The following is a 22,306-nucleotide window of genomic DNA, read 5'->3' as shown; positions in this document are numbered from 1 at the left end:
TTTTACCCAGCTCTATCATCTGCAGTTTTAAATTGACCTATCGACTCATCGCAGATACGAATAACTCTGTTAAGTTCAGCAAACATTAGCCCTTTGGGTTCACTTTTTTGTGACTCTTCAAGTAAAGATTTAATGTTCTCGTAGAATGGTTTTTCAACGGATAAGGAAGCTGTACAAACAATTTTATCCGCACGATGAAATAAGAACTTCCCTGAAACCCTCAAAGAAACAGGATTACGACGTGTTTCTTTAGCAAAATTATTTAAAAATGATTGCGTCAAAACTGGGTTAAAGGTGTTACATGCGATGTTCTCAATATAAGACATTCCATTAACAGTATCATTTCCATGATGACCTTTCAGACAGTCGATGATTTTGTTCTGTACTTTGGTACAGGTAGCGTCATCAGAGAGTTTCTGGGCGAGTGCATTAAATGCATTATAAAATTGCCCTGGTAATTCTTCACCTCTCCAACTTGGGTTCTCAAGAGAGCCTTGATAAAGACATTCAGGAATTTTACGCAAACCGAATTGGGTAAGCTTATCTTTAACATCTGTTTCCGGAAACTCTATGTACCCCCCATCCACTAAGTAATAGAATTTGGTGCAAAAATTTAACACTTGTTCAGGTGAAGAAAAACGATGTTCAACACAACCGTTATATATATCTAAAAACTTTTTTGACCACGTAGAAAAACTTGTTTCATCAATAAAGTCACGGGGGTAAGTACCAAACAACTCATCTTCAATGGATTGCTCAACGTTAACATAGGGTTCAATCTCTTCTATGATTTGGTCTTTGTTTAGTATGCTAAAGCAGATCAGTTGTTGAACTGAAGAAACTCAGGAATAAAGAGGAACTTTCTTCAATAGAAGTTTTTCAAATTCAATTAACTTTTTATCTTCTTCTTTTAAAGATTCTCCATTCTCTTCTTGATGGATGGAAACTGAATTTTGAAATATTAGCGAAAGAAATTCCCTCTGATTACTCGCTAACATAAACAGGACGTCTGGAGAAAAATTCCATTTTCTAGCCCCAACTGCGAGCACCAACCCCATCATCAAGAACACTCGAACCACGGGTGAAATGTCCTTTTCAGGATTCTGTAGCTTTACAACTGAAAACAATCTATCTAGCTGAATACAAGCAAATTGAATAGTTCTAATATTACTTACTTCAGTTTGCCTACAAAAATGAATGATAGTATCAGCAGCAGCATTTCTCTCGGGGCCTTTCAGTGAAAAAAGATGTTTGCAACCAATATTAGCTATATCTGATGAAGGAAGAGATAATTTAAGAGTTACCCCAACCAACTTCTCTTTTTGGCTTTTGTATTCCGCATCTTTCTTTTCAAACTCATCCTCATTAGCGACCAAAATAACGTGGCACCATTTATTCTCTACAAATCGGTTAATGAAGCCAAGAACTTCGGAAGGTTTAGATGAACTTCGTTCCAAGTCCTCAAAGATTAATAGCCACCCCTTATTCATTCTATTTAACAATTTGCTACGAGCCATTGGACCACCAATCGCTGCAGCAGCACCTGTTAATCCTCCAATAGCCTTATCTTCAGAAGCAAAGGTAGCAACACTACCCAAAAGTCTAGAAAAACTGCCACCACCCAATTCAGATAAATGATGCGACATTTCTGCTATCACTGCATCTTCGATTTGAGTTAAAGACCCTAAACCAAACAAAGAAACAGTCAGAGTCTTTTTATGTTTCTTGCTTTCTAAATAACTTTTTATTAAATGGGACTTACCGGCTCCCCATTCACCACTTAACATCAAGGCGAATTCAGGATTAAGGTCTTTAAGAAAGGCATCCAGAGCCAAAACAACCTCTTCTGAAGTCATTGAGTTCCTTTGGCTAGTTTCAAGCTCTGAATCTGGGACTAAAAGATATTCATTTTCTCTCATTACATTAATCTCACTTTAATATCTAAGGCCAAGCCTCAGCACCTGAAATAGCTGATTATGAGAGAAAAATAAAACTTTGCAGCAACGACATTAAAAATAGCCGCACTATTATGCTGGGATAACATTGAACACCTTTCCAAATTAAAGCAGGTATTTATCCTTAAATATCAACTTTCGGGAGGCTGTTTGATTTCTCGCCCAACCCGTGTTTTGCGCCGGTGCATCGTGCTCCGGTAAGCAAAACGGCCAGAGTTCCTTATAGCGAATTGCAGCAATAGCCAACGCTACTTAGGTCATCAGGCTCGGAGTTTATCAAGGTGTTCAAGTTACCTCCGGAGCCTCTTAAATTCAATGCCTAATCGTGCATTAATCATAACTAATGGTTACGAGGTGTGAAAAAGATCACAAGGAGTGAGATAAGCCGAAAATGGCGGCGTTTATGCCAGTGCGGCTTTGGCGATACTGTTTATACGAGCAACAATAGACTTCAGACCATTACCCCGCGTCGGGCTGATATGCCGCTCCAGATCAAGCTGTTTAAAGTATGCATCAATATCAAATGCCAGAATTTGTTGTGCCGACTTGTTGTTATAGGCCGCCAGCACTAATACCAATAATCCTTTTACGATAACGGCATCGCTGTCCACCAGAAACTCGATGCGTTCCTTGTCACCGGCAATTTCCAACCAAACGTTACTCTGACAGCCCTTAACCAGTCTGTCGGGAGTTTGTAATTCTGCCGGGAAAGCCGGCAAGGCCTTGCCTAAATCGATAATGTACTTGTAGCGCTCTTCCCAGCTGTCAAAAAACGCCAGGTCATCTAATATTTCGTCAGTTGTGGGTAAGCTCATAAGATAGATTTTGAATAGAGATTAAAAAAACAGGCCAGCTTCCAACTGCGCCTCTTCAGACATCATGTCTTTTGACCAGGGCGGATCAAATACCAGGTTAACCTTAACGTCTTTGACATTGGGTACTTTAGCAACGCGATATTTTACATCACTGATTAATACCGGCCCCATTCCGCAGCCAGGTGCAGTCAGCGTCATATCAATATCAACCTTGCCACTGTCCTGGTCAATATCCACTTTATAAATTAGCCCAAGCGACACCAGACTAATGGGTATTTCCGGATCGAAAATAGTATCCAGAGCCTGATTAACCTGAGTTTCGCGGATGTCGTTATGTTCCACAGAATCAAAAGTCAGCTCTTCAGGCTTCATGCCAATGGCATCGGCATCAGTACCATCAATACGCAACATGTTGCCCATCCAGGTAACGGTGTAGTTACCTCCCAGAGCCTGATTAATGGTAACAAATTGATTAGCCGGAATGACCGTTTGATCACCAGAGGGTACGCGTCTCGCCGGACACTCCCGCTGAGTGACCACCATCTTTTTTTGCATCTGGGGATTAACCTACGTTAAAGCTTTCACCGCAGCCACACTCACTGACCACGTTGGGGTTATTAAAGCGAATCTCACCGTTGATACCCACTTTAACGTAATCTATTTCAGTGTCCTGTACCAGCGGAGCCGCATCAGCAGCGATTAACAGCAACAAACCGTTATCCAGCGTTATTTCCAGATCGTTATCTTTTTTAGCATCAACAGCGTCCAGAACATAAGCATAGCCGGAACAGCCGCTCACCTTTGTGCTTAAGCGAATCATCTTGTCCTGATTATTGCCCAACATTTTTGCAAAGTGGGCTTTCGCCGAATCAGTTACGGTTACCAACGATGCCGTTGGATCAAATGTATTTACCGTCATCTTAACTCTCTACATCAACATCATTTTGACTTTCTGCAATGCTTTAAACAGCGCTTCCACATCTTCTACCGTGTTATAGATAGAAAAGGAAGCACGGGCTGTTCCCGGAACCCCTAACCGCTTCATCAATGGTTGTGCGCAATGATCACCGGTTCTGATGGCAATCCCCTGTTTATCCAGTAAAAAGCCGATATCAGCCGGATGCGTACCTTCGATGATGAAGCTAAACACACCTATTTTATTGGGTGCATTGCCCTTAATAATAAGACCATCAACACCTGTGGATAATTCCACCGCTTTTTGCATCAATAGCTGCTCATGAGCCTTTACCGCTTCCAGATCGAGACCACTAAACCAGTCAATGGCAGCTCCCAATCCAACGGCCCCCGCGATATTTGGTGTACCGGCTTCAAGTCGGTTCGGTAACTCACCCCAGGTTGCGCCGTCATAAGTCACAACCGAAATCATTTCGCCACCGGTTTGCCATACGGGCCAGTCAGACAAGATCTCAGCTTTACCCCACAACACACCAATTCCCGTAGGCGCGAATATCTTGTGTCCGGAAAATGCGTAGAAGTCGCAACCTAACGCCTGAACATCAACATCGCCATGAGCAATCCCCTGCGCACCGTCAACCAGTACCAGTGCATTTACCGATTTCGCCATTGGAATTAGTTCATGCAATGGATTTATGGTGCCAAGCGCATTGCTGATATGTGGCATGGCCACCAATCGGGTATTGCCATTCAGCAGCTTCTGAAACGCTGCAACATCCAGCTCACCATCGTCAGTAATGGGGGCGACTTTCAGACTGGCGCCAGAAATTTTACACACCTGTTGCCAGGTGACCAGGTTCGCGTGGTGCTCCATCTCGGTAACGATGACTTCATCACCGGATTTGAGTAACTGCTTAGCGCCATTGGCAACAATATTGATGGCTTCTGTGGTGCCCGCCGTCCAGATCACTTCCTTCTTGTCGTAAGCATTGATAAAACGGGCTACCTTTTCCCGCGCCGCCTCATAGAGTCTGGTGGCTTCATCTGCCAGCGTGTGGGCACCGCGATGTACATTACTGTTGCAATGCGTGTAATAATGACTCAGCGCATCAAGCACAGCCTGCGGCTTTTGCGTTGTCGCAGCATTATCCAGGTACACTAACGGATTGCCGTCTATCTGCCGTTGCAAAATTGGAAATTGCTTTTTTATTTCCGCGGGGTTAAAACTCATGCTTGTGCGGGTTCCTGATTCATTTTGGCAAAGCGTTCCTGCAATTGCGGTCTTAACCATTCAGCCAACGCAGAGTTAGGCATTTCGTCTACCAGGGCATTAATAAACCCAAAGTTCAGCATTACCAGCGCCTGAGACTTACTGACACCACGACTGGTAAGATAGTAAAGCGCCGATTTATCCAACTCTGCCACGGTTGCACCATGGGCACAGCGCACATCATCCGCGTAAATTTCTAATTCAGGTTTAGTATTGATCTGTGCGTTGTCTGTTAACAACAAATTCTTGTTACTTAACTCCGCCAGAGTCTTTTGGGCGTCGCGGTGAATGTGAATTCGACCGTTAAAGGTAGCCGTTGCTTTGTCGCCAACAATACCGCGTACGGTTTCATCCGTGGTGCAATGCCCAATTTCATGTTCAATGCAGGAATGCAAATCGAAGATTTCGCCGGAATCCAACAGATAAACGGCATTGATTTTTGCATGTGCACCTTCGCCGCGATGTATAACATCGACGTCGAGTCGGGACAACTCAGATCCAAACCCCACCAGAGTAGAATTTATCTGAGCGTTGCTTTTCAGTTCAAAATGACTGCCGCCAATGCTCAAGGCTTTGCCAGTTCGCAAACAAAAGCGATAGTGTTCAAGTGCCGCCTTTTCAGCCAAAAAGTACTCGGCAAAACCAGAAAAATAACTTTCCTGCGTGCCGCCCGCTTGTTCAATCACAGTAGCTTTTGCGCCTTCGCCTAAGCGAACCAGCACCCGATGCTGCACATCGATGTCTTGCGTAATTTCATTGACAATGCGCATTGGCTGCTTAATGTCGGCACCTGCCTCCACATCAATCACCAGGCCATTATCTGCCAAAGTATCATTAATTAGCCCAAACAGATGTTTCTTTGGCTTGCAGGCAGAAAATGCCTCAACAGCCCACGCCTGAACTTCAGCATCTGCTTTGCCCAGTTCAACAATACTCAGTCCTTCAGGCAGAGATTGTGTCAGGCCCTGAAAATGGCCATCGATGAAATGCAGTTCAATCGCTTCCAGACCAGCAATAGCAGAAATATCAGCCTGACCTGCATTGGCAGCGCCATTGATAGCGCGCTTTTCCAATGCGCGAACAGAGGTGTATTTCCAGTCTTCAGTTTTGCGCCCTGGCCAGTTTTTTTCCTGCAATAACGCCAGGGCCCCCTGGCGCTTTGCTGTCAGCCAGTCGTTGACTGAATGACTTTTTTCAATCGCGTTGGCTAACCATGCACTCATGCCGTTTCCTCTTCGGCCTGGCGATCATAAGTTTCCAACCAGGCATAGCCTTCGGCTTCCAGTTCATGCGCTAACGAGGCATCGCCACTTTTTACGATCTTGCCGTCTGATAATACGTGTACAAAATCCGGCTTGATATAGTCCAGCAAGCGCTGGTAATGGGTCACAACAATAAAGCTGCGCTGATCGTCACGCTGACTGTTCACCCCTTCAGCTACGACTTTTAAAGCATCAATATCCAGACCTGAATCAGACTCATCCAGGATGCATAATTTCGGCTGTAACAGCAACATCTGCATAATTTCATTACGCTTTTTCTCACCACCAGAGAAACCTTCGTTGACGCCGCGTTTCAGGAAGTCCAATGGCAGGTTTACCTGCTTACAGGCTGCTTTTGCCGCCTTTAAAAAGTCTGCGGAACTCAGCGCGTCTTCGCCGCGCTCTTCACGCGCAGCATCAACAGCGGCTTTCATAAATTCCAGATTACTGACGCCGGGAATTTCTACCGGATACTGGAATGCCAAAAACAATCCGGCGCGGGCGCGCTCTTCGATTTCCAGCTCCAGCAAATCTTCGCCATTTAGCGTTGCATCACCGTCGGTTACTTCATAACCATCACGGCCAGTTAACACGTAGCCAAGGGTACTTTTACCGGCACCATTAGGGCCCATAATGGCATGGACTTCACCCGGTTTAACTTCGAGACTCAAGCCTTTCAGTATCTCTTTATCTTCAACTTTTGCTTTTAAATTTCTGATCTTTAACATTAATTCTTTACCTTGCTGGGACCGCTGGTTTAACCCACCGAGCCTTCTAAACTGATTTCTAACAACTTACCGGCCTCTACAGCGAACTCCATGGGCAGCTCTTTGAAGACCTCTTTACAAAAGCCATTAACAATCATAGATACGGCTTTTTCTGCATCCAGGCCGCGCTGTTGACACAAAAACATTTGCTCATCACTCACTTTTGACGTGGTAGCTTCGTGTTCCACAATGGCGCTGGGGTTACTGCTTTCTACATAGGGAAATGTATGAGCACCACACTGATCACCAATCAGCAACGAATCACACTGCGTAAAGTTCCGGGCCTTTTTGGCACTCTTGTGCATCTGTACCAGGCCACGATAACTGTTGTTACTCTGCGCCGCTGAAATCCCCTTAGAAATAATGGTGGATTTGGTATTTTCACCAATGTGAATCATCTTGGTGCCGGTATCCGCTTGTTGTTTACCACGGGTCAATGCCACAGAGTAGAACTCACCCACACTGTTATCGCCTTTCAATATGCAGCTCGGATATTTCCATGTAATCGCTGAACCGGTTTCCACCTGAGTCCAGGAGATTTTGGCATTGGTGTGGCAAATGCCACGCTTAGTTACAAAGTTGTATATCCCGCCCTTGCCTTCAGCATCACCCGGGTACCAATTCTGTACCGTGGAATATTTGATTTCAGCATCGTCCAGGGCGACTAACTCAACGACCGCAGCATGCAACTGATTTTCGTCTCGTTGCGGTGCCGTGCATCCTTCCAGATAACTGACATAACTCCCTTCATCGGCGACAATCAGTGTGCGTTCAAATTGTCCTGTGTTTTGTTCGTTAATTCTGAAGTAGGTTGATAGCTCCATCGGACAACGCGTGCCTTTTGGAATATAAACAAAGGAACCATCGGTAAATACCGCACAATTCAGCGCAGCGAAATAATTGTCGTGTTGAGGTACGACACGGCCCAGATATTTTTTGACCAGTTCCGGGTATTTGTGCACGGCTTCGGAGATTGGGCAAAAGATAACACCCGCCTCTTCCAGCTTCTCGCGGTAGGTGGTAACCACGGATACCGAATCGAAAACAGCATCAACAGCCACGCCCGCCAGCATTTCCTGCTCGTGCAGTGGAATTCCTAATTTCTCGTATGTTGCCAGTAACTCCGGATCGACTTCGTCCAGAGATTTCGGCTTATCAGCCATACTCTTAGGTGCAGAATAATAAGAAATATTCTGATAGTCGATTTTGGGATAATGCAAATGAGCCCATTCAGGCTCTTCCATTTTTTGCCAGATTCTGAAGGCCTTTAAACGCCAATCTAACATCCACTCAGGCTCACCCTTGATCGTTGAGATGCGACGAATAACGTCTTCATCCAGACCAGGGGCAAAGGTTTCTGATTCAATCGCAGAAACAAATCCCGCTTCATACTCTTTTCTTAACGCGTCTTCTATTTGTTCAGACATACCATCATCTTTAATTTTGCTGACCAAAATACCTTCTCTGAACGCACTTCAGAGAATAACAAGGCATCTGTCCTATTAATGGCGGCAATGGTAAATTACCTGAGTAATTTACTCAAGTATTTCACCCTATTCAGCAGCAACAGTTTGCTGATTTGGCTGTACCTTTTGTTTATGCCTTATATCGCGTAAGCATTTCGCACCAATCTGCAGCAAAAAATTGCACCAACACTAATGATATCCACCCCGCAACTCACCATTTTGGTGCAACACAATATTCCTGTCTTCGTTTAATATCCGCTATCATTAGCCTGTACCCCTTATGTTTTATAGGCTTAAAGTTAAATATCAGATCAGCCGGGCGCTGGCATGGATGTTGAAGCCCTCAGCAATGCAACAACCCATTTAATCAGGAGTATTTGCTATCAAAGCCACATTTTTGAATGACTTTTTAGCAACTCATCAATTACCGGACAATTTTGCCGAAACGGTTTCCCAATGTTTTTTGCCTTTGGCGGAAAAAATAACGAGGGCAATGGCAGAGCACGGCAGCACCTTCTATGTCGCGGTAAACGGTTGCCAGGGTTCAGGAAAATCTACCCTGAGCGCCTTTCTGGGCGAGTGGTTTAGCGCCAGCGGATTAAAGGTTGCGGTACTGTCATTGGATGATTTTTACCATGACAGAAAAACCCGGCAGCAACTGGCAACACAAATCTCGCCGCTGTTGGCCACTCGCGGCGTGCCGGGCACACACAATACTGACCTGATGGCAAGAACACTTCGGGCAATGAGCACGCCAGAAAGCATTCGACTACCGCGTTTCAATAAAGCAACGGATAACCCCTACGCCGAACGAGAATGGCCTGAAGTTACCGGCCCCGTGGATCTGGTTATCATGGAAGGCTGGTGCTGGGGTGTTACTGCACAATCTCCGTTGCAACTGCGTTATCCGGTGAATGCCCTGGAAGCAGAACAGGATGCAAATCTGATATGGCGAAACTGGGTAAATCAACAAATCACAGCACATTACGAACCGCTTTACAGTCTCATGAATTACTGGGTAATGCTAAAGGCTCCAGGATTTGACAATGTGTTTCAATGGCGACTGGAGCAGGAGCAAAAATTATCCGCTAAGATTAAGGATTCTGATAAGAGTCGCGTAATGGATGAATCGGGCATATTGCAGTTTATTCAGTTTTATCAGCGTCTCACTGAGGAATGCCTTAATTCGCTGCCTCAGCGCTGTGATGTGGTGTTTGAACTGGACGACCACAGAAACATTTACGCCACTTCGGGTTTATAGCATATTAATTTGGAGTAAAGCGCCGTGTCCTTAACTACCTTTCTTATCTACACCGACCTTGATGGAACGCTTTTAGACCATGACAGTTACAGTTTTGCGCCAGCGCTAAACACCCTGGAAAAGCTAAAATCTGCCGGCCATTTTATTATTCCCAATACCAGTAAAACCTTTGCAGAGATCGAAGCCTTTCGACGCGAAGCTAAATTGCAAACCCCGTTTATTTTTGAAAATGGCGCAGCAATCGCTATCCCTAAAGACTTTTTCCCGTGGCAACCGCCGGAAACCGTTGAAAAAGATGACATGTGGATAAAGTCGTTCACGCAGGAAAGAGCCCATTGGTTATCGCTAATTCAGCAACACGGACAACACTTTTTTGGCATGTTCAGGGGGTTTTCTCAAATGGATGTTGCCGAAGTGGTGAACTTAACCGGACTAACACCAAAAGATGCGCAGCTTGCCATGCAAAGACATTATGGCGAACCTGTGCACTGGTCAGGCGATGAATACGCCAAAAGAGAATTTTTACACAGTATGCAGGCCGCAGGTGCTACGGTATTGACCGGCGGTCGTTTTACCCACATCTGTGGTGAAACAGATAAGGGCAAAGCCCTGCAATGGCTCACTCAGGTATTCTCACAAGAATGTGAAGAGCAACAATTCACCAGCATCGCACTGGGAGACAGTCAAAACGACAGTGCCATGCTGGAAGCGGCAGATATCGCCATCCAAATAAAATCATTACAACACCCTTTCCCAATAATAAAAAAATCAAAACACCTTTACCAAAGTACCCTCTGCGGACCAGAAGGCTGGTCTGAATGCCTCGAAAAAATCGTCTTCAATCAGGAGTAAAGAACTATGGCAGACTTTTACCAAAACGGTGTTATTACAACACTACACAATCTGGCCGACCGCAGTGCAGAAGATCTCGAAGCCGAGTTAAAAACCTTTAGTCAGACTCGTCCTATGGGCTTGTTACTGCCCTCATTATTTTCCGAACTGGAGGGCGAAGCATTACCCAACATTATTGAAGACATCAGCCAGGTAGACTATCTATCACAGGTGGTTATCGGGCTGGACAGAGCCGATGAATCACAGTACCGCCATGCTCTGCAATTTTTTAAAAAACTGCCGCAACACCATCGCGTGCTGTGGAATGACGGGCCACGCCTTAAGGCCATCGATGCTAAGTTACAAGCGATGGAACTGGCCCCAACAGAACTGGGCAAGGGGCGCAATGTTTGGTACTGCATGGGATACATACTGGCAACAAAAAAAGCAGAATCCATCGGCCTGCATGATTGCGACATTCTGACTTACGACAGAGGTTTATTAGCGCGTCTGCTCTACCCAGTGGCAAACCCCAGATTTAACTACGAATTTAGCAAGGGTTATTATGCCCGCGTTGCCGACGGCAAAATTAATGGTCGCGTATCGCGTTTGTTAGTTACCCCTTTAATTCGCGCCCTGCAACGCGTCTGCGGTCACAATGACTACCTGGAATACATGGACAGTTTCCGCTATCCGTTGGCCGGTGAGTTTTCATTTCGGCGTGACGTATTAAATGATTTGCGCATCCCCAGTGACTGGGGACTGGAAATTGGCACCCTGTCGGAAATGCACCGCAATTATTCTCACAACCGTATCTGTCAGGTAGATATAGCTAAAACTTATGATCATAAGCACCAGGATCTGTCACTGGATAATCAACAAGCCGGCCTGTCTAAAATGTCTATAGATATCGCCAAAGCCTTATTCAGAAAACTGGCCACTCAGGGTGAAAAGTTTGATGCTGGTACCTTCCGTTCGCTAAAAGCTACCTATTACCGTATCGCGCTTGATTTTGTTGAGACTTTCAACAACGATGCCATTATGAATGGGCTTAAGTTTGATATTCATAATGAGGAAAATGCCGTAGAAATGTTTGCACAAAATATCATGACGGCTGGTCAGCACTTTTTGGAAAACCCGATGGAGACGCCCTTTATTCCTACATGGAACCGGGTTGTTAGTGCTGTGCCCGATATTCTCGATGAGATTAAAGAAGCAGTTGAATTAGACTTCAATGAATTTAGTTAAGGAGTCCGGCGATGTCTGAGCTGTTAGAAAATCTAAAACACAAACTGCAACAGCAGCTGGAAGTTATTTACGATGGCATTCCGCTAAACCGTTCTTATGAGACGCTGAGCGAAGAATTACTGGCACTGATGCGTCTGGATAAAGACATCAAACAACCTGGCGTATTTCAAAATAACTGGGATCAACAGGATGTCGTATTGATCACATACGGTGACAGTATCGTCCGGGATGACGAACATCCCTTAAAGACGCTGCGCCATTTTATGGATAAATACTTTGCTGACACCATTAACAGCGTACATATCTTGCCGTTTTTTCCCTATAGTTCCGATGACGGATTTGCAGTCATTGACTATTCCAGCGTCAATGAAGCGCTGGGAGACTGGCAGGATATCGAAGCCATAGCCGGTGATCGGCGCCTTATGGCTGATTTGGTTATTAACCATTGTTCCAGTCGCAGTGCCTGGTTCCAAAACTTTATCCGGGGAGAAGGACCGGGATCAGATTACTTTTTCACGGCGTCGCCTGACGATGACCTTTCTCAGGTTGTTCGACCCCGTACCTCGCCATTATTGCGCGAAACCGAGACAGCAAAAGGGCTGGAACACGTCTGGTGTACCTTTAGTCATGACCAGGTTGACTTTGATTTTCGCAATCCTGATGTGCTTTTGGCGTTTGTCTCTATCATCCGGCAGTATCTTGATTCAGGTGTGCGAATTTTTCGCATGGATGCCGTGGCTTTTTTGTGGAAAATTGCCGGAACTCCCAGCATCAATCTGATGCAGACACATGAGGTGATACGATTATTGCGCTCACTGATTGAGCACAGCCAGCCTGACGCTGTAATTATTACGGAAACCAATATCCCTAACACGCAAAACCTCACCTACTTTGGGAATGCCAACGAGGCACACGCAATATACAATTTTAGTTTGCCGCCACTTTTGGTAAATACCCTGATAACCGGGAACTGTTTGTATCTGAAACGCTGGTTAATGAGCATGCCTCCGGCGCAAAACGGCACCACTTATTTTAATTTTATTGCCTCTCACGACGGCATTGGATTAAGACCCGCCGAAGGGCTGCTTTCAGAGGATGAATTGTCAACCCTGATCAATACCATGAAGCAATTTGGGGGGCGTATTTCGTGGCGCACAACAGAAACCGGTGAGCAAAAAGCTTACGAAATGAATATCGCCTTGTTTGACGCCTTACAAGGTACTACTGACGGGCCCGATAAGTGGGGATTAGAACGCTTTATTTGTGCCCATGCCGTAATGCTGGGCCTGGAGGGCATCCCCGGAATTTACATACACAGTATGCTGGGTACCAACAACGACTATGAGAAGTTGAAAAATACTCACCACAACCGCGCTATCAATCGCAAACGCTGGAACTACGACATGTTAAAGATGGAATTGGGCTCCAGGTTCAATCATCATCACAAAGTGTTAGAGCGCATGAAAGCCCTTATCGATATCAGGACCGCACAAAAAGCCTTTCATCCAAACGCAATACAATTCACCTTGCATCTGGGATTGCAGTTATTTGGTTTTTGGCGTCAAAGCATGGACCGAAGACAGAGTATTTTTTGTATCAGCAATATCACGGATCAACCACAGGTGCTGCGACTGGGCGAATTGAATCTGACGGTCACTGATCGCTGGCGAGATTTAATCAGCGATAGTGAAATTATTGATATTACCGAAGAAATCACATTACAACCCTATCAAACGGTGTGGTTATCAAATCAGACCGGCACCTGATAGCCACAAGACGACTGTTCCGCTAGCCTTGTGCTTATCTGCACAATAAATTAGCGCCTTTTTCAAGGCGCTAATTCATCGAGTTTTCTACGACTCTCCAAATACAATATTGCACCCACATCAGAACGCAGGTATAAAGAGCGGCTCGGTTTTATCGAACCCTCATCCTGTATATAACTGTCAAACATAGGGCGTATTTATCATGTCTGGTTGTAATTCCCCCGGTCTTTTACGTGTTGAACAAGCATTAGTACAACAACTGGATAAGATACTACCTGTACAGGAAACTGAATCCGTTACGCCAGATCAGGCCACCGGTCGGATCATCGCAGAAGATATTATTTCCCCGATGAATGTACCGCCCAGTGACAATTCAGCGATGGACGGCTATGCGCTCAAAGCCAGTGATGCGGGCTCTACTATTCAGATTGTTGCCGCGGTCATGGCGGGACAGGCTTATGTCAATTCTTTGCAACAAGGTGAAGCTGTCAGGATCATGACCGGTGCCCCAGTTCCCCAGGGCGCTGATGCCGTAGTTATGCAGGAAGAGGCAAAAGTGACTGACGATAAACTGGTTTGTTTGAAGACCATCACTGCCGGAGAAAATATCCGTAAAGCCGGCGAAGATATTCAGCGCGACAGTGTTATTTTGCCCAAAGGCACCCGCCTTGCTCCACAACACTTATCGTTACTGGCTTCGGTTGGTATGCGTGATATTCAGGTGTATCGCAAGATAAAAGTGGCCATTATGGCGACCGGTGATGAATTGATTGAACCAGGAAAGGCGTTGCAACCGGGTCAAATTTACGAAAGTAATCGGGTTGGACTGACTGCAATGTTGCGCAAACTGGGGGCCGAAGTCACGGACTTTGGTATCATCCCCGACCAACTGGAAGCCACGCGCAAAGCATTTGCAGAAGCCGCGGCACACAATGACTGGGTTATTAGTTCTGGCGGTGTGTCTGTGGGTGATGCCGATTTTGTCAAACCGGTTTTACAGGAACTTGGCGATATTACGTTCTGGAAAATTGCCATCAAACCAGGTAAACCTTATGCCTTTGGGCGCATTCAAAAAACGCTGTTTTCCGGGCTGCCAGGCAACCCGGTATCCTCTTTCGTAACCCTGTTACAGCTGGTTGTACCGGGCTTGAGAAAGTTAGCCGGTGAAGTTAATCACAATTCATTGGAAATAACCGGCCACCTGGATAAGGACCTTAAACGCAGACCCGGCAGAGCGGAGTTTTTGCGGGCCAGAATGTGGCTGGATGGTGACCAGAATGTTCGGGTTATGCCCGGTAATAAACAGGGCTCCGGTATCATGAATTCCTTTACAGATGCCAACTGTTTTGTGGTCATCGACGCTGACTGCAGTCAACTGGCGAAAAATGCCAAAGTTAAGATTCTGCCATTTGATCCATTGTTAAATTAAATTGAGAACCGCTTGAAATATCGCTCTTTCAGAACCGAGTCACGCTCACTGCTTAAGTTAGCCGGGCCTCTGCTTGTTGCTCAGCTCACACAAATGCTGATGGGTGTCTCTGACACCTTAATGGCAGGTCGCCTGTCTTCTACAGATATGGCCGCCGTAGCCGTTGCATCCAGCTTGTTTTTCCCGGTAATGATCCTGGTTCAGGGTATCATTATGGCATTGCCACCAATCATTTCACGTCTGCATGGTGCTAAAAATCATGCGCCAATCCCGGAAGTCGGCCATCAGGCTCTCTATATCGGACTGGGCCTCAGTTTTTTGGTGTTCATTGCCAGCTTTTATACTTATCAATTCTTTACGCCTTTTAATATGGCGGCCGATCTGCACCGCATCTCGGCCGATTACCTGCAATATGTATTTGTCGCCTTCCCGGCGTTTTGTGTTTATATGGTCTTGCGTCAGTACAGTGAGGGGTTATCCCACACCAAACCCAGTATGGTTATCATGATTGTTGGCCTGATTGTGAACATACCGGCCAACTACGTGTTTATTTATGGCAAATTTGGTGTACCGGCTTTTGGGGGTGCGGGTTGCGGAATAGCCACAGGTCTGGTGTTTGTAGCGATGATGACCTGCAACTGGTTATACGTGAAGTTTTCCAAAGAACTGGCTTTCGCACCATTTTTTAGCCATTCCAGTAAACCGGATATCAGCAAAATTGTCGCTCACTTAAAGATTGGACTTCCCATAGGCCTGGCGTTGTTATTTGAGGTTACCCTGTTTTCAGTGATTGCCTTGTTACTGTCTCCGCTGGGTGCAAAAATTGTGGCTTCTCACCAAATTGCGCTGAACGTATCCGGTGTGCTGTTTATGGTTCCTCTGAGTATTGGTCTGGCCGTCACCATTCGCATAGGTTACCTGTTAGGGGAAAACCGGGGAAAGGCCGCAAAAGATGCCAGTTATACCGCGGTAGCACTGGGGCTGGCATTTGCTGCCATAAACGCGCTGATTTCAGTGCTGTTACGCTATGAACTTTCAGGCTTGTACAGTACCGAAGCCGACGTTATTAATATGGCCGCAGACTTACTGTTCCTGGCTGCGGTTTTCCAGTTTTCCGATGCCATTCAGGTTATCGGAGGTTGCATATTAAGGGGCTATAAAGACACTAAAGCCATGCTCATTATCACGATTTGCTCCTACTGGGGGGTTGGCTTAACCATGGGTTATTTACTGGCATTAACGGATACCATAGTACCGGCAATGGCCGCCACGGGATTCTGGCTGGGGATAATAATGGGACTGACTGTCGCAGCCATATTACTGAGTCTGCGCATTCGATTTATTCAGTCTCGCGCCGTGAATTAAGTTCCGGAAACATTGCTGAGTGAATATTTGTTTCTGGCTTAAGGATAAGAAAAAGGACACCATCGGTGTCCTCCTATTCAACCTGACTTCGACCTACACCTGCATGTGATTCTTAACCGGCAGGTCGCGAATTCGCTTGCCACTGGCGTGATAAATCGCATTCGCCACTGCCGCAGCAACAGGCGGCGTACCGGGTTCACCAACACCGCCTGGTACCGCGTCTGAGTCAATAATGTGCGTATAGATCTCAGGACACTGATTCATTCTCAATACCTGATAGTCATGATAATTCGACTGCTGCACCTTACCCTCTTTAAAGCTGATTTCGCCTAACAAAGCGATGGACAGACCAAAAATCATGGAGCCTTCCTGTTGGGATTTAACTCTGTCCGGGTTAACTACAGTACCGGCATCAATGGCAGAGTGCATTTCCAACACTGTTACCTTGTTGTTATCAACTTTGACTTTAGCAGCCACAGCGACGTAACTGACAAAGCTGCGATGAACACTGACCCCCCAGGCTTCATTGGCAGCCGTTGGTTTATCCGCACCGGATTTGGCAATGACTTCATTCAGGCAGTGTTTCAGGCGCTTGGTATCCAGCGGGAACCGCTCTAACGTCTCGCCATAATTGCTAAACTCGAATCCCTGCTGACCCGGATCAATATTGGCATCGTCGCCAATCAGTTCAAGCCACATTTGCGGTGTGCTTTTATCAGCGGCAACCGCGACTTCGTCCACAAATGATCCCAGAGCGAAGGCATGCTGAATGTTGCACACTGAGCGTATCCATCCTATGCGCGCATGAGCTGTAGCTTCATGAGATTCACAGGATAAATGTGGCAGTTGAAAAGGTACATCACCAAACCCCAGCGACAATTCCCAGGATTGCGGTTCATTAGTATTACCACTAAAGGTCCAACCTATACTGGGGAATGCACTGCGTTGTATCCAACTACTCACCTGCCCCTTGTCATTCAGTCCGGCCTGATAATGTTGCGCGCTGATGGCGTGATAATAACCATGCTGAATGTCGTTTTCTCGACTCCATACTACTTTCACCGGTTTGCCACTGTGTTTCGCTAAAATAGCGGCTTCAACGGAAAAGTCAGGTTTGGATTTTCTGCCAAATCCGCCCCCCAATAAAGTCACGTTTACCTTGACCTGAGAAGGCTCCAGCCCTAATACCTGAGCTACGGTATTTTGCGTGGACTGAGGAGTTTGAGTACAAGCCCAAATCTCCATTTGGCCATCTTTAAAAACCGCCGTAGCAGCAGGCGGCTCCATTGTCGCATGGGCCAGATAAGGTACTGAATATGACGCCTGAACTGTATTTTCAGCCTTGTCCAATTCCGCATAAGCATCGCCCACGCTACGCTGAACCTTGCCTTTGGATTTCACTCTTTCTTGCAACGTTGCCAGAAAAGCGCCCGAGTCATGGGACTGGTTTTCATGTTGTGTCCATTCAATACTGAGCTTTTTGGCTGCCTGTTGTGCAGACCAGGTATTACTGGCTAACACTGCAACACCCGGCAGCGAATTAAACCCCACGGGAAAACTGCGCTCCGGCATTGCCACCACATCAGCAACGCCTGGAGTTTTAAGTGCAGCGTCTTTGTCAAACGACACCACATTTGCACCAACCACAGGTGCCCGAACAATACTGGCGTACAACATACCTTCCATGTGTACATCCTGACCAAATTGGGTTTTGCCGGTTTGAATATCGTGCATATCAACAATAGTGAGCCCTTTGCCGATATACTTAAAATCTTGCTTGTTTTTAAACACCAAACTGGCGACATCCGGAGGTGTCAGTTTACTGGCCGCAGCTGCCAACTCGCCAAACCCCAGACTTTTGCCAGACTGATGGACAACCTTGTGATCAATTGCCTTAACTTCTTCTACGGGCACTCCCCATTTTTCTGCAGCCGCCTGTTCCAGCATGGTTCTGGCTGATGCCCCCATCTCTCGCATGGTCTGATAAAAATGGCGAACTGAACGCGAGCCATCAGTATTTTGACTGCCGTAACTGGCATTCGCCAAACCCTGTACTACATTGACCCTCTCCCAGTCAGCCTGCAATTCATCAGCCAACACCTGCGGTAATGAAGTGCGTATACCCTGACCCATTTCTGAGCGATGACAGATAATATTCACCTCGCCTGACTCGTCGATACTGACAAACAGGTTCATTTCACCATTGCCTGACTCAGCAGCATAGGCCGGCGAGAATGACGGTAATGTCACGCCTAATACAAGGCCAGAACCGGCAATACCCAGGGTTTTCAAAAACCCACGGCGACTGATGTTGTGCATAACCGAATCATGGTGTTGCAGTTGTTCAATAAACATTATTTCACCTCCACAAATTTTGCCGCCGTTTTAATTGCCGCTTTTATACGTGGATAGGTACCACAACGACACAGGTTGCCCTGCATATAGTTATCAATATCTGAATCACTGGGATCGTTATTGGAAGCCAGCAATGCCGCAGCTGACATCATCTGACCAGACTGACAATATCCACATTGTGGTACATTGTGCTCCGCCCATGCCTGCTGCACCGGATGACTGGCATCTTTGCTCAGCCCTTCAATGGTGGTTACTGACTTTCCGGCGATTACCGAAACTGGCGTGGCACAGGCACGAATAGGCTGACCATCCATATGCACGGTGCAGGCGCCACATACCCCTAATCCACATCCGTATTTTGTTCCTGTCATGTTTAATAAATCACGAATCACCCAAAGCAATGGCATTTCAGGCTCAGCTTCGACCTTTGTGGGTTTTCCGTTCAGGGTAAATGTAATCATAGGTTAACCTTTTGTTGTTTTTGCCAGAGACTCAAATCTTCCTGGGTATCAATATCGGTAGCACCACTTTGCAATGCAACCGGGATAACGTTTTCTTTGTATTTGGGACTGTTCAGGTGCTTACCGGCACCCATATCACCTTGCAAGCTGTGCAATAAAGCATAGTCGCTGGCAGGAAAAATAGCAGGGACGGCATTTTTTCCCACATAATGTGCACAAACAATCTGCTTCGGGTTGCTACGGCTCAAACTGATAAGTTGTTCAATTTGATGCGCAGAAATATCCGGTTGATCAGCCAACAAAATTAAAACATGAGAGCAATGTTCAAGCGCCTCCAGACCACTTTTGATGCTGGCGGAAATACCGTTTTGCCAATCGAAAACCGTTTTAACGAAAATATTTGCAGGTAGGTTAATTGCGGATTCTATGGTGGCTTTATTGGCCCCTAGTGTGACCACCCGGCAGTCACAATCAATGCCAGAAAGCTTCTCCAACGCCTGTTGCAGCATAGATGACTGCTGCAACGTCGCCAGTTGCTTAATACCGTCAAAGCGGCGACTTTGTCCCGCCGCCAACATCAGCGTGCCCAGCGTATATCCAGACACTAACTTAACCTGCTAGTTTTGCCGCAGGGCGTGTCCGGGTCAGGGTATGACCACTGGCACTATACAATACCGCATGAATTTCACTCAGCATACTCAGTGCGATAGATTCAGGTAGCTCACCACCGAGATCAAATCCGATGGGATTGTGGAGCGGTTTTGTCAATTGTGACTCAACGATATTAACGTCTTTAAAAACCCGTTCAGTTCGATGGCGCGGGCCTAACATTCCTACGTATTTTGCACCACTGGACTGACTTAAGAGCAATGATTTAGCATCCATTGTGACATTGTGATTCATCAACACAACGGCCGACACCTGAGCCAAGGCCGGGTGATTGTGCAGATCATCCAGTTTATCCCGGACAATATCATCGACTGAAGCAAAAAAGGCCTCTTTAGCATACCCCAGCCTTTCATCAAACAAAGTAATGTGCCAACCCAATTGTTTAGCAATATTGGCAAGAGGGATGGCGTCTATACCTCCGCCGAAAATCGCCAGCCGGACAACAGGTAACTGTTCACTGACAAACCAGTTTTCATTGTTGATCTGATTCAGGCGGTTTAATGTCCAACTTTTATCTTCGGGAACCTGTGCGATACATTGGTTTTTGGCCTCTGCCTGCTCAGCCAAAAGCATGTATATGCAGCGTTGATTAGTGTCCAGTTGGGTTTTTAACGCGGTTAACTCCAGGTAGTGATTTTGCGCCGTAACAGGCTGCAACAAAATACGCACCATTCCGCCACAACCTATACCCAGCTTCCACGCAATATCATCTTCATCGCGCATATCATACTGAATAATGTGACTTTTACCGCTGTCCCAACACTTTCTTGCCTGACGCATGATGTCTGCTTCAAGGCAACCTCCGCTCAGCAATCCATAGTATTGTCCGAGACTATTGATGAACATAATGGCGCCGGGTTTGCGATAGCTGGAGCCATCGGTCTCAATGATCGTGGCCAGAACCCAGTCCAGTTCATCTTTTTGTGGGAACCAGATATTCAGCAGTGAAGTGAGGTGATTGTTTTTAACGGCGCTCATGCGATGTGATTATTTCCTTTATGGCCCGGCCCTTGTTGTAACAAAAAAGCCGGGAGAAGAAAATCCTTTGTGCCTGCAGCTCGGCTGCAACGGGATGAACAAAGGAAAAAATAAGACTAACTACACTCACGTCGCTGAGCACAGGAAGCGGCACTCCCACTCCCCGTCGCCGGCGGCTATTGAGATTCCACCAGGTTTTTTAAGTTTTTAAGACCGGCTTCAAAATCCGGCCCTACCATACCGTCCATCATGGCCGCAAAATAGTGGTTAATGGGATTGCCACCGACATCTCCGTAATCTGCCCAAATTACCGTAGTAGTACCATTTTCCTCGGTCAGGGTAAGTTTACCAGTGCTGCCCATACCAAATTCGGGAAAGTACAGGTTGTAAACCACCTTTTTCAGGGGAGAAAGTTCGGTAATCGTCATCTCACCAGACCCCTGGGTTTCGCTCACCCAGCTGGATTTTTGTCCCACAAATCCGTCCGGGCCGGTATAGGTAACCTGCATATCAGGATCACGTTCAAACCAGACGCCCCACTTTTTCCATTCTCTTAAATTAACGATATGAGGATAAACTTTATCTGCAGGAGCACTGATTTGTATCTGGCGCTGCACGTGAAATTCTGATGGCAGAATAAAACCCACCACCAGTACCAGCACGATCAAACCTGTTAGTCCCAATACTGCATATTTTAATGCCTTCATTTTTATTTCCTTTCAAACTTTTTTGTACACGGTATCGACATACCTTCCACTATGTAAAGAATTCTTACAATAGATACTGCCAATAATAGCGGAATATCCAATCGACGGTAGGTTTGACATTAAAACAGGTTTACAATTTATTTACGTCAAAACACGTTTTGACCAGTTTTAACTAATATCACCAATACTTAGTGATATTCACTAACATCTGGGAATGGTTAATCGAAGGAATGTTAAACGGTGAAGTTAACACCATGTTTTTAAAGGTATTTTTCAAATGGCATGGTGAATGCTATCGATTGGCAAGTTTCGCAAATTGTTCTAATTTATTTCAGGGGAAGACAATGACTTACAATAACAACTTAAAAACCCTTTTACTTGCCAGCAGTATTGCCGTTAGCACCGCCCTTTTATCTGGCTGTGGTGAAGCCGAAGCCACCAATAACGCCGAAGAAGCAGAAGAAATCATTTCAATCCCGGTTGAAGTAGCGGATTTAACCATAGGCAACATTTCGTCGAACTACGAAACCACGGCGGTTCTGGAAGCAAAAGAAGAAGCCTTTGTAGTTGCCCGGGCTTCCGGAATTATCGAACATATTTATGTAGAAGAAGGCGACTATGTAGAAAAAGGTCAACCACTGGCCAAACTGGAACAAGAACGCTATATCCTGAACCTGAATCGCGCCAAAGCGGATCTACGCGGTATTCAAAACCCCCTGTGTCAGGATAGTTGTCGCCTCAGTTTTTCGTATTGTTAGACAGGGGGTGGATGACAGGTTTGAGTGA

20 protein-coding genes, 1 pseudogene and 1 riboswitch are annotated in these 22,306 nt (G+C 46.0%); of the genes and pseudogenes, 7 read left to right on the top strand and 14 right to left on the bottom strand.

Features of this window, described 5'->3' with window-relative positions; all coding sequences use genetic code 11:
• Positions 1 to 2: 2 nt before the first annotated feature.
• From AC0J20_RS08555 to sufB, 9 genes are all read right to left on the bottom strand, one after another.
• Positions 3 to 737, bottom strand: a complete 735-nt coding sequence (locus AC0J20_RS08555; protein ID WP_473021363.1) for a hypothetical protein — start codon at positions 735 to 737, stop codon at positions 3 to 5.
• 105 nt (positions 738 to 842) lie between these two features.
• Entirely contained in the window at positions 843 to 1,919 is a 1,077-nt protein-coding gene (locus AC0J20_RS08550) for a P-loop NTPase fold protein (RefSeq protein ID WP_473021362.1), read from the bottom strand.
• Positions 1,920 to 2,032: 113 nt separating this feature from the next.
• A riboswitch (molybdenum cofactor riboswitch) is annotated at positions 2,033 to 2,239 on the bottom strand.
• Between the two features lie 117 nt (positions 2,240 to 2,356).
• Positions 2,357 to 2,770 (bottom strand): SufE family protein, encoded by a 414-nt coding sequence (locus tag AC0J20_RS08545; RefSeq protein WP_473021361.1) that lies wholly within the window; start codon positions 2,768 to 2,770, stop codon positions 2,357 to 2,359.
• A gap of 21 nt (positions 2,771 to 2,791) precedes the next feature.
• Positions 2,792 to 3,325: a putative Fe-S cluster assembly protein SufT gene (gene sufT / locus AC0J20_RS08540; RefSeq protein ID WP_229527122.1), complete on the bottom strand. Its 534-nt coding sequence runs from the start codon at positions 3,323 to 3,325 to the stop codon at positions 2,792 to 2,794.
• A 7-nt stretch (positions 3,326 to 3,332) separates the two neighbouring features.
• Positions 3,333 to 3,689, bottom strand: a complete 357-nt coding sequence (locus tag AC0J20_RS08535; protein ID WP_229527121.1) for a HesB/IscA family protein — start codon at positions 3,687 to 3,689, stop codon at positions 3,333 to 3,335.
• Positions 3,690 to 3,698: 9 nt separating this feature from the next.
• Positions 3,699 to 4,916, bottom strand: a complete 1,218-nt coding sequence (locus tag AC0J20_RS08530) for an aminotransferase class V-fold PLP-dependent enzyme (protein WP_473021360.1) — start codon at positions 4,914 to 4,916, stop codon at positions 3,699 to 3,701.
• Complete coding sequence (gene sufD / locus AC0J20_RS08525) at positions 4,913 to 6,178, bottom strand: Fe-S cluster assembly protein SufD (RefSeq protein WP_473021359.1); 1,266 nt, start codon at positions 6,176 to 6,178, stop codon at positions 4,913 to 4,915. The genes AC0J20_RS08530 and sufD overlap by 4 nt, the downstream gene beginning before the upstream one ends.
• The gene (sufC, locus tag AC0J20_RS08520; protein WP_229527118.1) at positions 6,175 to 6,945 is read right to left on the bottom strand and encodes a Fe-S cluster assembly ATPase SufC; all 771 of its coding nucleotides are present in this window, start codon (positions 6,943 to 6,945) and stop codon (positions 6,175 to 6,177) included. The genes sufD and sufC overlap by 4 nt, the downstream gene beginning before the upstream one ends.
• Positions 6,946 to 6,974: 29 nt before the next feature.
• Complete coding sequence (gene sufB, locus AC0J20_RS08515) at positions 6,975 to 8,411, bottom strand: Fe-S cluster assembly protein SufB (protein ID WP_473021358.1); 1,437 nt, start codon at positions 8,409 to 8,411, stop codon at positions 6,975 to 6,977.
• 532 nt (positions 8,412 to 8,943) lie between these two features.
• Here sufB and AC0J20_RS08510 point away from each other — a divergent pair.
• The 6 genes from AC0J20_RS08510 (at position 8,944) to AC0J20_RS08485 (ending at position 16,350) form a co-directional block, all read left to right on the top strand.
• Complete coding sequence (locus AC0J20_RS08510) at positions 8,944 to 9,711, top strand: kinase (RefSeq protein WP_473021357.1); 768 nt, start codon at positions 8,944 to 8,946, stop codon at positions 9,709 to 9,711.
• A gap of 24 nt (positions 9,712 to 9,735) precedes the next feature.
• Positions 9,736 to 10,563, top strand: a complete 828-nt coding sequence (locus AC0J20_RS08505) for an HAD-IIB family hydrolase (RefSeq protein WP_473021356.1) — start codon at positions 9,736 to 9,738, stop codon at positions 10,561 to 10,563.
• 6 nt (positions 10,564 to 10,569) lie between these two features.
• Positions 10,570 to 11,790 (top strand): glycosyltransferase family protein, encoded by a 1,221-nt coding sequence (locus AC0J20_RS08500; protein ID WP_229527114.1) that lies wholly within the window; start codon positions 10,570 to 10,572, stop codon positions 11,788 to 11,790.
• An 11-nt stretch (positions 11,791 to 11,801) separates the two neighbouring features.
• The gene (locus AC0J20_RS08495) at positions 11,802 to 13,556 is read left to right on the top strand and encodes a sugar phosphorylase (RefSeq protein WP_473021355.1); all 1,755 of its coding nucleotides are present in this window, start codon (positions 11,802 to 11,804) and stop codon (positions 13,554 to 13,556) included.
• A gap of 202 nt (positions 13,557 to 13,758) precedes the next feature.
• The gene (gene moeA / locus AC0J20_RS08490; protein ID WP_473021354.1) at positions 13,759 to 14,985 is read left to right on the top strand and encodes a molybdopterin molybdotransferase MoeA; all 1,227 of its coding nucleotides are present in this window, start codon (positions 13,759 to 13,761) and stop codon (positions 14,983 to 14,985) included.
• A 12-nt stretch (positions 14,986 to 14,997) separates the two neighbouring features.
• Complete coding sequence (locus AC0J20_RS08485; protein ID WP_229527111.1) at positions 14,998 to 16,350, top strand: MATE family efflux transporter; 1,353 nt, start codon at positions 14,998 to 15,000, stop codon at positions 16,348 to 16,350.
• 93 nt (positions 16,351 to 16,443) lie between these two features.
• On the opposite strand, the gene AC0J20_RS08480 is transcribed toward AC0J20_RS08485, so the two are convergent.
• The 5 genes from AC0J20_RS08480 to AC0J20_RS08460 all read right to left on the bottom strand — a co-directional run bounded on the left by AC0J20_RS08480 (position 16,444) and on the right by AC0J20_RS08460 (position 21,520).
• Positions 16,444 to 18,705: a xanthine dehydrogenase family protein molybdopterin-binding subunit gene (locus AC0J20_RS08480; protein WP_473021353.1), complete on the bottom strand. Its 2,262-nt coding sequence runs from the start codon at positions 18,703 to 18,705 to the stop codon at positions 16,444 to 16,446.
• Positions 18,705 to 19,166, bottom strand: coding sequence for a (2Fe-2S)-binding protein (locus AC0J20_RS08475; protein ID WP_229527109.1), 462 nt, complete (start codon positions 19,164 to 19,166; stop codon positions 18,705 to 18,707). Before AC0J20_RS08475 ends, AC0J20_RS08480 begins: the two co-directional genes overlap by 1 nt.
• Complete coding sequence (locus AC0J20_RS08470) at positions 19,163 to 19,771, bottom strand: nucleotidyltransferase family protein (RefSeq protein ID WP_473021352.1); 609 nt, start codon at positions 19,769 to 19,771, stop codon at positions 19,163 to 19,165. Before AC0J20_RS08470 ends, AC0J20_RS08475 begins: the two co-directional genes overlap by 4 nt.
• Before the next feature lie 4 nt (positions 19,772 to 19,775).
• A complete protein-coding gene (locus AC0J20_RS08465) occupies positions 19,776 to 20,813 on the bottom strand; it encodes an XdhC family protein (RefSeq protein WP_473021351.1) in 1,038 nt (345 codons plus the stop codon).
• Between the two features lie 176 nt (positions 20,814 to 20,989).
• A complete protein-coding gene (locus AC0J20_RS08460; protein WP_473021350.1) occupies positions 20,990 to 21,520 on the bottom strand; it encodes an SRPBCC family protein in 531 nt (176 codons plus the stop codon).
• A 344-nt stretch (positions 21,521 to 21,864) separates the two neighbouring features.
• On the opposite strand from AC0J20_RS08460, the pseudogene AC0J20_RS08455 reads away from it, so the two are divergent.
• Positions 21,865 to 22,245: pseudogene (locus tag AC0J20_RS08455) on the top strand (biotin/lipoyl-containing protein); the annotation flags it as partial.
• Positions 22,246 to 22,306 lie beyond the last annotated feature (61 nt).

The sequence above is a fragment of the Planctobacterium sp. R6 genome (assembly GCF_055755215.1).
The sequence above is the reverse complement of the archived record's forward strand: the minus strand, read 5'-3'. Positions and strand labels throughout refer to the sequence as shown.